The sequence below is a fragment of the Staphylococcus nepalensis genome (assembly GCF_002442935.1).
Taxonomy (GTDB): Bacteria; Bacillota; Bacilli; order Staphylococcales; family Staphylococcaceae; genus Staphylococcus; species Staphylococcus nepalensis.
The window spans coordinates 121,803-138,455 of record NZ_CP017466.1 but is presented as its reverse complement, the minus strand read 5'-3'; the positions used below and the strand labels follow the sequence as shown (position 1 = coordinate 138,455).

General features: G+C 32.6%; 20 protein-coding genes and 1 pseudogene. 11 read left to right on the top strand and 10 right to left on the bottom strand.

Annotation, left to right across the window (positions count from 1 at the left end):
- Window positions 1-64: 64 nt before the first annotated feature.
- The 6 genes and pseudogenes from BJG89_RS00655 to BJG89_RS00630 all read right to left on the bottom strand — a co-directional run bounded on the left by BJG89_RS00655 (window position 65) and on the right by BJG89_RS00630 (window position 4,658).
- Window positions 65-817, bottom strand: coding sequence for a hypothetical protein (locus BJG89_RS00655; RefSeq protein ID WP_096808045.1), 753 nt, complete (start codon window positions 815-817; stop codon window positions 65-67).
- A 312-nt stretch (window positions 818-1,129) separates the two neighbouring features.
- Window positions 1,130-1,599, bottom strand: a pseudogene (isaB, locus tag BJG89_RS00650) (immunodominant staphylococcal antigen IsaB family protein).
- A gap of 314 nt (window positions 1,600-1,913) precedes the next feature.
- Entirely contained in the window at window positions 1,914-2,270 is a 357-nt protein-coding gene (locus BJG89_RS00645; RefSeq protein ID WP_075100232.1) for a DoxX family protein, read from the bottom strand.
- A 9-nt stretch (window positions 2,271-2,279) separates the two neighbouring features.
- Window positions 2,280-3,284 carry an NADP-dependent oxidoreductase gene (locus BJG89_RS00640; protein WP_069832366.1) on the bottom strand — a complete coding sequence of 335 codons (1,005 nt, stop codon included), beginning with the start codon at window positions 3,282-3,284 and terminating at the stop codon, window positions 2,280-2,282.
- 3 nt (window positions 3,285-3,287) lie between these two features.
- A complete protein-coding gene (locus BJG89_RS00635) occupies window positions 3,288-3,953 on the bottom strand; it encodes an SDR family oxidoreductase (RefSeq protein WP_002511751.1) in 666 nt (221 codons plus the stop codon).
- Window positions 3,954-3,974: 21 nt separating this feature from the next.
- Complete coding sequence (locus BJG89_RS00630) at window positions 3,975-4,658, bottom strand: type 1 glutamine amidotransferase domain-containing protein (protein WP_096808044.1); 684 nt, start codon at window positions 4,656-4,658, stop codon at window positions 3,975-3,977.
- A 77-nt stretch (window positions 4,659-4,735) separates the two neighbouring features.
- Between BJG89_RS00630 and BJG89_RS00625 the strand changes: the two genes are divergently transcribed.
- Complete coding sequence (locus BJG89_RS00625; protein ID WP_096808043.1) at window positions 4,736-5,083, top strand: MerR family transcriptional regulator; 348 nt, start codon at window positions 4,736-4,738, stop codon at window positions 5,081-5,083.
- Window positions 5,084-5,578: 495 nt separating this feature from the next.
- On the opposite strand, the gene BJG89_RS00620 is transcribed toward BJG89_RS00625, so the two are convergent.
- Genes BJG89_RS00620 through BJG89_RS14670 form a run of 4 tightly spaced genes read right to left on the bottom strand, consistent with a single transcriptional unit; the run spans window position 5,579 to window position 7,374 of the window.
- On the bottom strand, window positions 5,579-6,013 hold the full coding sequence (locus BJG89_RS00620; protein WP_096808042.1) for a GNAT family N-acetyltransferase: 435 nt from the start codon (window positions 6,011-6,013) through the stop codon (window positions 5,579-5,581).
- 44 nt (window positions 6,014-6,057) lie between these two features.
- Window positions 6,058-6,807 (bottom strand): adenylate/guanylate cyclase domain-containing protein, encoded by a 750-nt coding sequence (locus tag BJG89_RS00615; protein ID WP_096808041.1) that lies wholly within the window; start codon window positions 6,805-6,807, stop codon window positions 6,058-6,060.
- A gap of 2 nt (window positions 6,808-6,809) precedes the next feature.
- Window positions 6,810-7,031 (bottom strand): Pycsar system effector family protein, encoded by a 222-nt coding sequence (locus BJG89_RS15095; RefSeq protein ID WP_464765778.1) that lies wholly within the window; start codon window positions 7,029-7,031, stop codon window positions 6,810-6,812.
- A 58-nt stretch (window positions 7,032-7,089) separates the two neighbouring features.
- Complete coding sequence (locus BJG89_RS14670) at window positions 7,090-7,374, bottom strand: Pycsar system effector family protein (RefSeq protein WP_232514196.1); 285 nt, start codon at window positions 7,372-7,374, stop codon at window positions 7,090-7,092.
- Window positions 7,375-7,569: 195 nt separating this feature from the next.
- Between BJG89_RS14670 and BJG89_RS00605 the strand changes: the two genes are divergently transcribed.
- The 10 genes from BJG89_RS00605 to BJG89_RS00560 all read left to right on the top strand — a co-directional run bounded on the left by BJG89_RS00605 (window position 7,570) and on the right by BJG89_RS00560 (window position 16,543).
- Window positions 7,570-8,559, top strand: coding sequence for a hypothetical protein (locus BJG89_RS00605; RefSeq protein WP_232514195.1), 990 nt, complete (start codon window positions 7,570-7,572; stop codon window positions 8,557-8,559).
- Window positions 8,560-8,740: 181 nt separating this feature from the next.
- Window positions 8,741-9,031, top strand: coding sequence for a cassette chromosome ssDNA-binding protein (gene ssb / locus BJG89_RS00600; RefSeq protein ID WP_069820286.1), 291 nt, complete (start codon window positions 8,741-8,743; stop codon window positions 9,029-9,031).
- A complete protein-coding gene (gene cch1, locus BJG89_RS00595; protein WP_096808039.1) occupies window positions 9,031-10,824 on the top strand; it encodes a cassette chromosome replicative helicase in 1,794 nt (597 codons plus the stop codon). The genes ssb and cch1 overlap by 1 nt, the downstream gene beginning before the upstream one ends.
- Window positions 10,825-10,892: 68 nt before the next feature.
- Window positions 10,893-11,171 carry a recombinase family protein gene (locus tag BJG89_RS00590; protein WP_096808038.1) on the top strand — a complete coding sequence of 93 codons (279 nt, stop codon included), beginning with the start codon at window positions 10,893-10,895 and terminating at the stop codon, window positions 11,169-11,171.
- 191 nt (window positions 11,172-11,362) lie between these two features.
- On the top strand, window positions 11,363-12,712 hold the full coding sequence (ccrA, locus tag BJG89_RS00585) for a cassette chromosome recombinase CcrA (RefSeq protein ID WP_096808037.1): 1,350 nt from the start codon (window positions 11,363-11,365) through the stop codon (window positions 12,710-12,712).
- Window positions 12,713-12,732: 20 nt separating this feature from the next.
- A complete protein-coding gene (ccrB, locus tag BJG89_RS00580) occupies window positions 12,733-14,364 on the top strand; it encodes a cassette chromosome recombinase CcrB (protein WP_096808036.1) in 1,632 nt (543 codons plus the stop codon).
- A gap of 474 nt (window positions 14,365-14,838) precedes the next feature.
- Entirely contained in the window at window positions 14,839-15,177 is a 339-nt protein-coding gene (locus BJG89_RS00575) for an SAUGI family uracil-DNA glycosylase inhibitor (protein WP_096808035.1), read from the top strand.
- 95 nt (window positions 15,178-15,272) lie between these two features.
- Window positions 15,273-15,584: a DUF960 family protein gene (locus BJG89_RS00570; protein WP_096808034.1), complete on the top strand. Its 312-nt coding sequence runs from the start codon at window positions 15,273-15,275 to the stop codon at window positions 15,582-15,584.
- Window positions 15,585-15,599: 15 nt separating this feature from the next.
- Complete coding sequence (locus BJG89_RS00565) at window positions 15,600-16,106, top strand: DUF1643 domain-containing protein (protein ID WP_096808033.1); 507 nt, start codon at window positions 15,600-15,602, stop codon at window positions 16,104-16,106.
- 20 nt (window positions 16,107-16,126) lie between these two features.
- Entirely contained in the window at window positions 16,127-16,543 is a 417-nt protein-coding gene (locus tag BJG89_RS00560) for a JAB domain-containing protein (protein ID WP_232514194.1), read from the top strand.
- Window positions 16,544-16,653 lie beyond the last annotated feature (110 nt).

Here is a 16,653-nt window from a genome sequence, read left to right as displayed (position 1 = left end):
CTCATCAAATTGTTCTATACTATTAAAGACTTAAGTAAAATTAATTTTATATATCCAACAATCATTAATCACACCAATTTTTATATTCTTCATACAATAATTTTTCGTTACTAATATTAATTGCTTTCATACACCTTATATTCTTAATCATTGTGATAACCGCCATCAAAATCAAGAAACCAAATATCCAAGCACTATTCAACTCAAATATTGGCATAATAATAAGTCCAACAATGCCAATTAATAATGTTAAAAACCATCTAACAACATCAATTACTAGCAGTGAAATTTTCTTATTAAACACACTTATATTTTTCAAACGGTAAATACTATCAGAAATAAAGTAATTATTTTCAATATACTCTTCAGTTATCGGTATACCAATTTCTCTATATTTTTTTCTATAAAATTTAATAATATTTTTTTCTTCTAAGCTATCTTCTAATATTTGATATTTTAATATTCTTTGTGAGTCAATTATTTTTTGTTTAATTAGTAGCCCGGAAATATTTGACACTTTCATCAATGTAAAACCTATTCTAAGTTTTGATTGATACAACATTTCCACCATAAGTGAAATAAACAATAAAAATAGTGAAATACCTAGAAAAAGCATACTATAAGAATTAAAATTAAATAAATTCCAATCACTATCATAGTATGCTTGAACAAATAACAAATATGTAAACAACGAGTAGGTTAACATATTAACTAAAAAAATAGTAAATAATGTAAAAAATTTATCCAGCTTATTTGTCAAAATCCTTCTTTCATAGTATGAATGAATAAAGTATGTTATAGGTCCTAATATAGTCATTATCCCACCTATAATTTGCCAGTATTTCGATAATATATGAATCCACTCCATTACAACACCTTATTTCTAAATAAATTCATTTTATTATGAATCATCAAAATTCTTTTATAAAGCAGCTAAAAACCTCATCACTTATGATACGCTTCTGCTTATCGGTTAATGATGCGGTTTCTTTTTTATATTGTTTTATCGTCAATCTTAAACATATAAATTAACTTTTGAATTAAATGCAGTATACATTAATTTAGGGAGCGAGACTACGAATTCAAAATGAATTTTATCCCACTTCTCATACATGCTTAGTATCCCATTTTATTCACTAACGATTTGTCCTTTGATGACATAATCCTTTTGGTTAACATAAAATCTCACATCTTCATTTCCAATTTTATACATATATTTTTCCCTCAGATTGATGTAGATGTATACTTTGGTTCATCGTAATGATTCAATATTTCCTTTTGCTCACTGACTTACCGTCTAATAAGAAGAAAACACCATTCGTTTTATGATTAGAAAACTCCGTAAATTGTTGGATTGTGTAAATCTTTATTATTTTTAGTAATCTTGTAATTATTAATCTTGAAGTTATCAGCTTTTTGAGATGTTTTAAAATTCTTATCTAGAATAAAATTACTTTGATTTGCTGTATAACCACTGTAACTATAATAAGGTTTCACAGATTCTTGCGCATGTGCTTGAGTGATATTAAATAATTCGGGCGTTACGAAAAAGCCCAAAACTAAACTACTAGCTAAAATAAAGTTAGAAACTTTTTTCATAAAAACCCTCCTCATATTTGTCTTACAGGTCACGTTATTACATTAATGTTACAATGTTGCGATAGTATCACATGATAAAATACATTTTTTATTTCTTCTTACACTCATACACGCAAATTAACTTATGCTTTTCTTAATTTAGAAGCTTATCACTATAGAAAAATTGAAAAGTAAATGTCTGATATGAGCTTATTTAAACAAACAGCACATAAGCGTTGTCAAGAGAATCATTTGATATACATCGATTTTAAGTGTAAATATTAAAAAATCGCCTGGAACAAAAAGTAATGTTCCAGGCGTGGCTATGATAAGTCTTATAATAGTTTCGCAAGTGCGACCATGACAAATTGTAATGGTAAACGAATGACATGCTGCTTAACACTATCTGTTTCATCTTTGTAAGAGATGTTCTTACGTGCAGCGTAAATATTTGCAGGAAATACGAGCCAAAGGAATCCTTGTACTACTTTTCTTACGCGTGATCTATTTTTAGCACCGAGTACATAAAAAGCAATTATAAATTCTAATATGCCCGAATACTTAACTATTGCGTGTTTGAAAGGTAAATAGGACGGCACGATTTTTAAAAACATATCTTTATTTTTAAAGTGTGCAACACCACTTTTATAAAACAGTAAACTAAATATGAATCTTACGATGATATTTTTCATAGCCTTTTCCTATTCTTCAGCGACTTTGACAACTTGTTTACCAAAATTCTCTCCTGTGAATAACTTTCTAAATGCAGAAGGTAAATTGTCAAAACCTTCATCTATCGTCACTTCAAATTTAATTTTACCTTCAGACACCCATTGTGCGAGTTGTTCGCTTGCTTCTTTAAAATGATCAGCGAATTGTGCTACTACAAAGCCTTGCATCAATGCTTGATTTTTAATCAACGTTCCTTGGATACGTGGTCCAATATCGTCTTTTTCATTATTATATGCTGAAATTGCACCACATACCGGAACGCGTGCAAATCGATTTAAGTGTTTAAACACTTCATCAGAAATTGCGCCGCCTACATTTTCAAAATACACATCAATACCATCTGGTACAGCCGCTTCGAGTTGCTGTGCGAAATCATCTTGTTTATAGTCAATGGCCGCATCAAATCCTAATTCATCTGTTAAATATGCTGTTTTCTGCTTACCACCAGCAATACCGACAACTTTTGCGCCTTTAATTTTAGCAATTTGTCCTACGACAGAGCCTACTGCACCTGATGCAGCTGACACGACAACCGTCTCGCCAGATTGTGGTTGACCAATTTGAAGCAATCCTGTATAGGCCGTCATTCCCGGCATGCCTAAAACACTCAAATATAAATGTAATGGTACATCTTTTGATGGCACAGGGGTCACATCGTCTCCATTCACTGTATTTATCTTTTTCCATGGTAATATGCCTGTGACATAATCACCGACAGATAGACGTTCATCGTTCGATTGTGTGACTTTTCCAACAATATGACCTTGTAATGGCTCATTCACTTGGAAAGGTTGAACATAACTTTTTGTATCATTCATTCTGCCTCTCATGTAAGGATCTACAGATACATAAATGGATTCTACTTGAACCTCACCTGCATGTGGTTCTCGAGTTTCTATTGTTTCAAATCTAAATACATCGTCTTGTGGGATACTTTGTGGTCGTTTTGCAAGTACAACTTGTTGATTATTCATTTATTATTCCTCCAGATATTTAGTCGTTGCGTCTGATAATGACAAATCACCATTGATGATTTGGAATTCGTGACCTTGTAATGCTTCATCAGTTAATACAGAAACAAGCACTTCTGCTACATCTTCTCTTGTAATAGACGGATTTTGTACATTTTCAAATTGCGCACTCATATTGAATTGTTGCGTTTCATGTTCGTTTGTTAAAGCGCCTGGATGCACAATGGTATATTTTAAATTTGCATGTCTTAAGTAGTCATCCGCATAATGTTTAGCAATGGTATATGGTTTCAAGTCGCCTGACGCATCAAACGCTTCTCGACGTGAGTCGTACGTTGATACCATAACAAAATGTTGACGACCGACGTGTTCACTTGCTTTAATTGCTTTCACTGCACCGTCTAAATCTACTATGATTGTTTGATCGTCACCTGTGCTTCCACCAGAACCGACGGAAAAAAGGATTTGATCATACGGTTTAAATAATTCTATTAATTCATCAATAGATTGTTTTGCAACATCAATGTAAGTTGCATCAATACCATCTGCTTTTAAAACTTCAACTTGTTCTTCTTTTCTAACACCGGCAGTAAAGTCAACGTTTCGTGCTTTGAGTTTGCGTACCAGATGTTGACCAACGCCACCATGAGCGCCAATTATTAATGATTTCATGTGTATCGCTCCTTTTTAAAATTATTGATTAGATAAGATTTTTAAAGCATGTTCAGCAACTGCATGTCCTGATTGAGGATTTTGACCAGTGACAATGCGACCATCTACGACTGCGAAATTACTCCAGTCATCCTCTTTTTTAAAATGTGCACCGTTACTAATAAATTCGTCTTCTAATAAATATGGAATGTATTCAGTTGTACCATTTGCTTGTTCTTCACTATTTGTAAAACCAGTCACGTCTTTATGACGAACGAGGTAATCGCCATTTTCTTTAATGTCGAGTAGACCAGCCGCACCATGACATACAGAAGAGAGAACGCCTTGGTTATTGTAAATACTTAACGCAATGTCGTTAAGTTCTTTGTTATTTCTTAAATCCCAAATCGCACCATGTCCACCTGCAAAGTAAATGGCTTGATAGTCGCTAGGATTAACCTCTTTTGGAGATAATGTTTGTCCAAATTGATTCATATAATCGTGATCCGTATAATATTTCCAGTCCTCAACACTCATCATTTCAGGGGTAAGACTGACAGGATCAATAGGTACATATCCACCGTTGGGACTTACGAAATCAACATCATAACCTGCATCATAGAAGTCTTTCGCAAAATGCGTAACCTCTGAGAACCACGCACCTGTAGGTCTGTCTAAATTATCATATTTCGCAATGTTTGTTACAACAATTAAAGCCTTTTTCATTGTCTTTCCTCCTCATTCATGTTTATATAGATTACAATATCAGTTAAACCTTGGTTTAAGAGAAAGGATATGCTTACATGAAACAATATTACATTGAGTATGTCTCAGATTATTGCAATATACCTAAAAGCAAACTGCGTTATTACGAGAAAAAGAATATCTTGAAACACATCGACAGAGATAGCAATAACAAGCGTTTATACACAGACGACGATATCGAAATGATTAAATTTATCCAGTGCCTAAGCAAATTGAATATGCCATTAAAAGAAATCCGAAAAAACACAGACATGCTTTATCAAAACCAAATAGATGTCCCAAGCGTGTTACGCGCACACCTAGAATTCTTGAATGAACAACGGAATTTGATTAGTAAACATATCGACTTAATTGAACAAGAATTACAAACTGCCATGACCGAGTGACGAAGGAAAAGGGATGTGTGAATTAAAAGAACGATGAGAAGAGTACGGAGGGATAGTGAATGAATAAGCATAAGGAAATTGTAGATTTTAAAGGTGGAGTGCGTAGATAAAGGGCGATAGGTGGATAGGCAAAGCTGGAATGAGTCAGAAAATTGCGTCGGGTGGATAAGCTAGAATAGAATGAGTGAGCGATGGATGGATAGACTAAAACGGTTATAATATACCTTATACCTAAAATTTCAGAGTACTAAAACTATCTTATCTGCCATCTCTTGACGAGTTCTGCTTATCGGTTGTTGATGCGGTTTTTTGTAATTGATTTTTCGTACAGCTAGATAAAACGATATATTACTACTATAAATACTTTACGTCTAATATCAACTAGTAGCATAAATGCTTAATATATACAAAAAGCTCTATCAAGTTGTGGGACTTGATAGAGTATATTATTTGTTATCTTTTTACATAAAATTATTTATTGGTACTTTTGTAATTTCAATTACTATCCCATTTCATAAAATATTCATATTCTTGAGTTTCTGCTTCAAATTCCTTAGATCGTATTTCAAATTGATGTTTTGTATAAAAACGAATGGCTCTTTCATTCTTCTCATATACATGTAAATTAAGTCCATTATAATCACTTTTTAATCTTTCCAATAAAAACCTTCCTATACCTTTATTGCGGTAATTATCTGTAATAAAAAGACCTGCAATATATTGTTCATATAAGCCAGCAAATCCGACAATTTGATTATCAGCATAATACACGTAAATTGTTGAATCTGAGAACATTTTTTTCACTTTATCTAGGTTATCAATCCAATACTCACGTTTTATAAAATCATGAGCTTCCAAATTAGAATTTAACCATATATTGGAAATTTTTTCTATTGACTCAAAATCTAAATTGTCTAATTTCTTTATCAATGTACTCGCCCCCTATTTAAACAATTTCAAAACATAATTAACTTTTAATCTACCATACCTGCCTTAATCCATTCATCAAATTCTGTACGCACAATATTTCCTTGGTAATATGCGCCATTTTGGTTATCATGATTTTTTCTCCACCAATTTTTAGAATTTTCATTCTTTTCAACATCAATATAATTAGTGTAAAAAGTGCCTGACATCACAATAGGACAAATTCCCTCTTTATTACCAAGATCTGCTAAATTTGACGCTGTTGTTACTGCTTTTCCAATCCATACAAAATCATTTATACCTGAACTCTTTCTACCTGCCTTCACTGCCAAATTTTTATCTGCAGCCAAACCAATACCTGCTTTGATATTTGGAAGATTTCTTTTATCTAATAATTTATTCAACATTTTTAAATAGGTATTAATGTAAACTGCACGTTGGTAGACATCATATATTTCTTCTTTGCTAGCAGTTGAATATACAGCAAATACGCAATCTCCCCTAATACCAATTTCTTTCAATTCATTATCTTGAGTATCCTTTTGTAAAATCTCTATAACTTCAGGCGTAAAGCCTCTAATCACATTGGCAACATCTACTTCACTATTTTCTGTGAATAATTTAGTAGAATTTCTTAAATCTATAAAAATTGCACTAAGCCAAGCTTTATAACCATTCTCATATGTAAAATTATCATTATTAGGGAATCTTTTCACTTCATTTATAAAATTAGTATTCTCTAAGATTTCTTCAACTTTTTTCTTTCTTGACTTGTAATCATAGCCTCTTATTTTCATATTTAAAAACCTCCCGCTTTAACTAAAATAATACCGATAAAATGCAAAATCAAAATTCCTAAAATTCCCCAAAGTACTAATGCTAAACCTTTTTTATAGAAATAATATTTTTTTGTAGATATTTTTGAATTTATATAAATCTGGGATAAAATATCCTGGATTTCTTCTTCTGATGTCCTATTAATTCTTTGCTTTTTATACTCAGAATAAGTCTTGCTTGAAATGCTTTCAAAATAATATAAGGAGTCATTTTCTACCCCATTATAAGCCTTAACAGATTTTTTAACTGGGGAAAAGCACCCTAATTATATTATATACTCCATAAAAAAATAAAAAATAGACCGATCCTTCAAACATTAAATAAATTAAATTCGAAAAATTTATGTTGTTCAATACGTTTAATACTATTTCTTTTTGACTATCTAAGAATAATTCAGAAGAAATAGTAACAATAAAAACTCCTAACATTGCTAAAACAATTGAAGCTTTTGTATCACAACTCCTTATCCATTCTAAATGTCTATCTAACTCGTCTAAAAGATCATTTTTTAAATTATTGTTTTCCATTAAATTAATCATCCTTTTAAAAAATTTAAAATTTTGTAAATTAATAAATGTATTCTTTTAATTTCTATTGTTCAATCCACTTTATAACGAAATTACTTAATACAAATAATTATAACAAATCAAGAACCTATGTTCTCTCTATATATTCACAATTCTTAAGATATAATTATTTAAAAATTAGAAATGAGTGATTTGATGTATAGCAATTGGGGACATGAGTTACAATCAATAATTGAAAATATGGATACAAAGGAAGTAAAAGAAGTGATGAGTCAAGCAAGTAAATCTTATGAGGAATTAAATAATAATCGCAACACTCGTAACAAGGTAAAATATCCAATGATTTTAACTGACATAGTTAAATATGAATTATATCTTCTTGATGGATGCAGTAATGCAAATGAAGAAAATAAGCAAAAAAAGTGGGAAGATCATGATTTATTTGTGCCAACTAAAACTAACTTTTCAGCAAATTTCAAAAAGTTTTGCCTTGCACTTGGTATTGATTCTGAAAATTTTAAAATTGGAAAATTCTATGCATTTAAATGTGATAGTAAATTTGTTATACATGATATATTGTCGAATAACTCTGATTATATCCATTTTTTAAAAAATGGCGTTAATAAAAAAGATATAGAATCTACAAATAAAATTAATGATAACTTATATTATTTTATAAAAAATGAAATTACTAATCCTATTGATTATAAAACTGCTATGACAAATTACTATTTATATTTCTTAATCGATTCAAATATCGAAGTTGGTATAAAATCTAAGGTTATCGATATAATAACAGCTCCAAATGTTAGCAGTGCTCAAAAAATAGATATAATTAATTACTATATGGATGAATTAGATGAACTCAAGGATGAAGTTAATGTAAGATTAGCTTCATCTCAATCTTATAGCTATAGTGACTATTTAGAACAAGAACGCCGTGTTCAAATTGACGTAAATCTTGCGAAATATTTAACTAACAAAGAAACTCAAGCATCTGCCCCTAAAGCCCTAGTCATTAGATTATTAAGTCAAAGTGAGTTAGTAGATACACCAAAGTACACCAAAGAAAATCGCAATAAACTTATTGCTGAATTAAAAAAAGCTTTAAATTATCATTATAAGAAAGATATTGATAAAGATGAAGATAATCAATCTGAATATTTTTTTATAACAACTAAATAGTTATCATTATTAAAGAAGTGCCGATTTTCATCGGCACTTCTTTTTTGTCAATATATTACACGAAAATTTTTGTATGGAATTTTCAAGTCTATTTTACAGACTTACTCTTCACACTATTACCTATATAGTTATATATGTATTCGGCCGATACACAAATTAATACATTTGGAGGTAAATAATTATGAAGTACAAAGGTGAAGAGTTTAACGAACTTAAAAGAAGACGTTTAGGTGTTGCTTTCAGTCTATCTGAAGACACTACATTTACATTTCATGACTTAAAAATAAAAACTGAGACATGTTCAACTGAATTACAGCAAGAAGTAGGTCGCTGGTTTGCATACTTTGTAAAGCACGCACCAAATGTTCCATTTGTCATTATTGGTAAGAATAGTAGCGGGAACTTAGTTTACCGTAAAACAGGGCCTAATCCAATGCGTCACAAAAGTAACTGGAAAGGAGGTGGGTTCTAATGAACCCTTCAAACCTACCTTTCAAACTTGGGAATGCTATTTTGACTATGGTCGGTTGGTTTTTAATTATCCCTGCCAAGAAAAACGAAGATGAGGATAAAAAAGTTTTCATATCAAGCCCCATTGTTATAACAGCAAGATTCATAGATCCAGAGACTAAAGTTGAAAAAATTATTTTATCAGATTTTAATAATACCGAACTAATTGAAGAGGCTGACATTCTGTCATCACAAAAGCTTCCAAGCATTATCAAATTTGGATTCAATATAAATGAAAAATATGTCAGAGATTTAGGGTTTATACTTCAACAAATGCGAGCTAAAACTTCTGTATCATCAATGTATCAAGGTGTTGGTGTAATTAACACTGAAAACTACCCTATCATATCGTTGGATGAACCTTATGTATCTAAAAAGATACAGCGTTCCTTAAATGAAGAAATCCTATGCGATATACAATACGATCTACAACCTAAAGGCACTTTTGAAGGCTGGTGGCAAATGTATCTTGATGAAGTAAAAGGGAACTTGTTACTGGAGCTCGCAGTGATTTTTGGTGTTTCATCATTAGTCATAGCCTACCTTAAAAACTTACATGAAATTGAGTTTTCCGGTACCATCTATAGTTTCCGAGGTCAATCCTCTTCAGGTAAGACTTCGGCTGCTACTCTAGCCGTCTCTATATGTGGTAACCCTAATAAGGGAAGCAAAAGTTTGTTCCGATCTTGGAACGGTACACCTAATGCCTTAGAAGCTTATATAAATAATAATTATGGCGTGCCTATCGTCTTAGACGAACTTTCTACTTCTAGATTGGGTCAATTCACTGAGATTTTGTATAGTCTATCTGAAGGGCAAGGTCGTCAACGTGCAAATATTCATGGAGGTATTAAACCCATCAAACAATCAGGTACGTCAATCATCAGCACATCAGAATTTAGTATATTCAATAAATCTGCACGTAATGATGGTTTGAATGTACGTACAATCGAAATATCTGAAGCCTTTACGACAAGCGCTGACAATGCAGATGCCATTAAAAAAGGCATATCAGCGAATTATGGTCATGTCATGCCCTTAGTAGCTGAGTATCTACTCAATCGTGAACAAGAAGTCATACAATGGTTCCGCACTGAGCACCAATGGTTCAAAACACGACTAGAAAATGAAACCAGCAATACAGGTATTCGCATGTTCAAGCGATACGCAACAATAACGACATCAGCCCGCATATTGGAACGTGTAATCGCAACCCCAATCGATTTGGACGCAGTTAGAGAATACTTAGTGAATTATCATTCAGATTCAGTAAATGAAAGGTCTCTCGCTGATAAATCAGTCGAAACTATTGTTCAGTTTGTGGCACAGAATAGAGGCAAATTTTCTGAAGATAATAAACTATCAACGATGACAGAAAATTATGGACTTATTGAACTCAAAGATGGTCACATTCAAGTCAAGATGCTTAAAGATGTTTTTAAACACATGTTAGAAGAAAACCAATATCAAGATGTACAAAATGTCGTCAATGCGCTACGAGATAAAGGACATATTCAATCTGACCGTAACCGAAAAACGACCAAACGGAGTGTCAAGGATGCTCAAGGAAAATCTAGGAGTATTGTATTCTATCATCTTAAATTGGATAAAGAACTTGCACCCATTTTTGGCTTAAGTTCCAATACAGAAACTTTCACATCACCGCAATTTGATGGTAATACAAATCCAGATTTGCTTAATAATTTTATTAAACAAGCGAAAGAAAAAGAAGCAAGTGACGATTTAGAAATATAAATTTGAATATTATACCGCTACAACGCTCTATGCGTTGTAGCTCATTAAATCAACTGGAGGAATTAACTATGAATGTAATTGTATTAGCACATAATATTACAGACGAAAGATCTGAAGTTTTAGAAAGTATGCCAATTGATGACATTAAATCATTCTGTAAATCAAATGGTTGTAAAATTACAAAATATTATGACGACGATAGCCAATTAATAAATGACATTAAACTTAAAAACATCAAACCTAAACGTATTGTCTTTTGGGGCATTTATGAAGATTATCCTGAATTGTATAGACTCTGCTCAAAGCGAAAAATTGAATTCATTACAATATTTCCAATGTTGGTATAACACTTTTACTACTATCAAAGTCAATTGGGAGGAAGAATATGGACGAATTAATCACATTACTCGCTGATTTAGTGATTGAAGAAATCAATCACGCTGATGACTAATAATAACACCCAACACCTTATTGGTGTTGGGCTTATGTGTAAATTCATTCATAAATATATATTATCACTGTGGAAGGAGGAAACAGGATGAAACAAGCAATGGGTTACTTACGTCAAAGTACAACAAAACAACAATCACTTCCGGCACAGAAACAAGCCATCAAGACATTAGCTGAAAAACACAATATTCAACACATCACATTTTATAGCGATAAGCAATCAGGACGCACTGATAAGCGAAACGGTTACCAGCAAATTACTGAACTGATTCAACAAGGACAATGTGACGTACTATGTTGCTATCGTCTGAATCGACTTCATCGTAACCTAAAAAATGCATTAAAACTCATGAAATTATGTCAAACGTATCATGTTCATATCTTAAGTGTTCATGATGGTTACTTCGACATGAATAAAGCTTTCGATCGGTTGAAGATCAATGTTTTCATCAGTTTGGCTGAACTTGAATCAGATAATATTGGCGAACAAGTCAAAAATGGCCTTCGAGAAAAAGCAAAACAAGGTAAACTGATTACGACCCATGCACCCTTTGGCTATCACTATAATAACGGTATTTTCATGATAAACAACACAGAGGCATCAACCGTAAAAGCTGTATTCAGTTATTATCTTCAAGGCTATGGTTATAAAAAAATTGCACAGTACTTAGAAGCTGACGAGAAATTCATCAATCGTAAACCCTACCAAGTACGTAGTATTATCATGAACCCCAATTATTGTGGTCGAGTCATTAATCAATACGGGCAATATGACAACATGTGTCCTTCTATTGTTTCGACAAGTATATATGAACAAGCTCAAGCGATACGGTCACAAAAGCAACTCAAACGGACATCATCAGCTAATCAACTCAAACAAAAAATCAAATGTCCTTATTGTGGTTCAACGTTGACTAATATAACCATTAGAAAAAAGCACCGTACATTACGTTATTATGTCTGTCCACAAAATATGAATGCATCTCGTTTTGTCTGTGAATTCAAAGGAATCAACGCACAATCATTAGAAGCGAGTGTCTTAGCTACATGTCAAGACTTCTTTCAAAATCAACAGTTGTATTCAAAAATCAACCATACAATTCAACAACGACTCAAAAAACAAAAAGACATAGAAGCTAAAAGTACACTTACGCAAGAACAACTGATAGAAAAATTAGCCCAATGTAAAATTGATGCAGAAACATTCAGAGAACAAACGCAATCATTATGTCAACAATCCAAACCTATATCATCAATCCATACGCATCAAATTCGAAAGGCTTTACAAAATGTCATTCAACAACGTTTCACGTTAAACATGTTGTACCCTTACATCGATGAAATTCATATTACCAAAAGTAAAACGCTTACAGGTATCTATTTCAAAAATGAGCCCTTAAACATCGTCAATCAAACAGCACAATCATCGATTGCTTAATCAGAAAGGATGAAAAAATCATGCAACAACTCAAACAAAAACGTGTCGGTATCTATGTTCGTGTATCAACAGAAATGCAAAGTTCAGAGGGGTATAGTATCGACGGACAAATCAATCAAATCAAAGAATATTGTAACTTCCATCATTTCGAAGTCAAAGATATATACGCTGATCGTGGTATTTCAGGAAAATCTATGAACCGTCCTGCACTTCAACGTATGTTACATGATGCGAATAAAGATCATATCGATTGTGTTATGGTGTATAAAACAAATCGACTCGCACGTAATACATCAGACTTACTCAAAATTGTCGAAGATTTGCATAAGCAAAATGTCGAATTTTTCAGTTTGTCTGAACGTATGGAAGTCAATACGAGTAGCGGTAAACTCATGTTACAAATACTTGCGAGTTTCTCAGAATTTGAACGTAATAACATTGTCGAGAACGTATTCATGGGTCAAACCAGACGTGCACAAGAAGGCTATTATCAGGGGAATTTACCGATAGGATATGACACAATACCAGATAGTAAGCACGAACTGATGATTAATCAACATGAAGCCAATATTGTGAAATATATCTTTGAATCTTATGCCAAAGGTCATGGTTATCGTAAAATAGCCAATGCACTCAATCATAAAGGTTATGTAACTAAAAAAGGCAACCCTTTTAGTATTTCAGCTATTACTTATATTCTCTCAAATCCATTTTATATCGGCAAAATTCAATTCGCAAAATACAAAGATTGGAATGAAAAGCGTCGTAAGGGATTGAATGATAATCCAGTAATTGCTGAAGGTAAACACGCTCCTATTATTAGTCAAGAGCTATGGGATAAAGTACAATCACGTAAAAAACAAGTAAGCCAAAAACCCCAAGTACATGGTAAAGGAACAAACCTTTTGACGAGCCTAATTTTTTGTGAGAAATGCGGCGCCACATATGCTGCTTCCACTACTACTAATACACTTAAAGATGGCACCAAAAAACGCATTCGCTATTATTATTCATGTAGTAATTTTCGCAATAAAGGGTCAAAAGTGTGTTCCGCGAACAGCGTACGAGCTGATGTAATAGAAAAATATGTTATGAATCAGATACTGGAAATTATCAAAAGTGATAAAGTTCTCAAACAAGTTGTCGAACGTGTTAATCAAGATAGTCAAATTGATATGGCTGCACTTAACCATGATATTGCTTATAAACAAAAACAATTTGATGAAGTCCAAATCAAATTAGATAACTTGATAAAAACGCTTGAAGATAATCCAGACTTAACGTCTGTTCTTAAAAATACGATTCATCAGTATGAAAAACAACTCAATGACATTACAAACCAAGTCAGTCAACTCAAGCAACAACAAAACCAAGAAAAACCATCTTACGATACGAAGCAAATCGCTGCCCTATTACAACAAATATTTCAAAACGTAGAATCAATGGATAAAGTACAACTCAAAGCATTATACCTTACGGTCATTGATCGTATCGATATTCGTAAAGACGGTAATCATAAAAAACAGTTCTACGTTACACTCAAACTCAATAATGAAATTATTAAACAACTTTTCAATGATACCCCACTCGACGAAGTGCTCCTCAGCACTTCGTCTTTATTTTTGCCTCAAACGCTCTTTCTTCAAATCTAATACAAATGTATTGTCCTTTCGTCATTCAATAACACTCATCTAACAAATATATTCAACACGCTAACAAATCATGGCTCAATGTGAAGCTTATATTGATATGACGAAAGAACATCCCAAAATAAAATACGAGCGGGATAGCAACGGTATTGGATAACTTCATGTATAAGAAGGATTACGCAAGCGTAATCCCAAAATCCCATTATTATTTATAAATAAATAATATAAAAAGAAAAAAGTAAATCATAACCACACCTATTAATCCAAATGATATATAAATATATAGCTATATTTCCCGAGAAATGAGCGGGATAACGGGATTTCCTTGTCATATCAACAATTGTCATGACTTTCGATTGGGATCTTTTCTGTATTTCAGTGGGATTTCTAGGCGAAACAAATCGTATTTCAAACTTATATTATCAAAATGATGTATCACATGCATACATCCATCAAACACATTAGGAGGTCATAATGATGACACTAGAACAACAACTCAAGCACTATATAACCAACTTATTCAAACTGCCAAAAGATGAAAAGTGGGAATGTGAATCTATCGAGGAAATCGCTGATCATATCTTACCTGACCAATATGTAAGGCTTGGGCCACTCAGTAATAAAATACTTCAAACCTACACCTACTACTCTGATACACTTCACGAAAGTAATATCTATCCATTCATCCTCTATTATCAGAAGCAGCTCATAGCCATCGGCTATATCGTTGAAAATCACGATATGGATTTCTTATATCTACACAACACCATCATGCCCCTTTTGGATCAACGATACTTACTAACAGGAGGACAATAAAATGCATAAATATATCAAACTAACACAATTAGTCATCACTATCCTAAGCGAAATCATTACATGGATGAAAGAATCAGAACGAAAGGAAAACGCTTATGAATAAATATATAACACGGGGGATTGCCAATAGCTTACCTATCTCCTTACAAAAACAATTATGGCAACTCGTCTCTAAACGTGAAAACGAACAGTCCAAGGAACTAGAAGCAATAGATTACTTTCATATCTTCCAGTTCAACATGCATAATGATCAATTATATATCAAACACAAACAAGAACGTCCTGAGTACATCAAAACACATAAAGCTAATTATTCAAAAGCTATCAATATAAATAAGGTCTATATTATCCGAGAAGATGATGTAGACCTTTCTTATTACGTCATGTTATTACCAGAAGAATACTAGAGGAGTGAATATTACATGAAAACAATAAAAAATACATTAGAAACTGAAGCCATATTCAGTGAAGATAAAATGCATCGCTATCTACTTAAGAAAACATGGGACAGTGAAAAACAAACACTTACAATCATCACGATGTATCCAAATTTTATGGGCCTTCTTCGTATAGACTTAACAACTCAGCTCATTATGAACAAAGTTTCAGAAATGGATGAATTTGGCTCAATCAATTTTGTGAATCTATATTCCAATATTACAACACCCCTCAATCTCAAACATCTAGAAAACTCCTATGATAATCATACCGATATTCAAATTATGAAGGCAGTGAAAGAATCGGATGAAGTAATATTAGCCTGGGGTGCTTACGCTAAAAAGCCCGTTGTTGAAGCACGTGTCAATGAAGTATTAGAGATGTTGAAACCACATAAGACGAAAGTGAAACAACTCATGAACCCAGTAACCAATGAAATCATGCACCCCCTTAATCCAAAAGCAAGACAGAAATGGACTTTGAAAGCATAACCCATATATGGAGGGAAACGATGAAAGAAATCAATATTGTTTCACTACAAATGATAAAAAGAGATACATTAAATTATCTAAAAAATCGTATTTCAAACCCTGGTGATGCGGCAGAAATTATGCGTTCATTCATTGGAAACAGTGATCGAGAACATCTCATACTTATATGTATGAATAGTAAAAACGAACCTACACATATTCAAACACTATCGATAGGTTCTATTAACCAAACAGTGATTCACCCCAGAGAAACATTCAAAACAGCGATGCTCAGTAACGCCAACAGTATTATGCTAGGACATAACCATCCAAGTGGAGATGTAACACCCTCTCCTGAAGATATCAATGTGACCGAACGATTAATGCTCATCAGTGAAATGATGGGCATGTTATTTTCTCAAATAGTAACGCCTATTCCATTAGAAAACATAATTTAAAAGTAGAGGTATAGCCGTATTTTGTCATTACCGCTATTTCTTCACTTATCAATATTTATAAAATCTCTTTATATAAATGTATTTATCTAAAAAATATTTTTCACAACTTT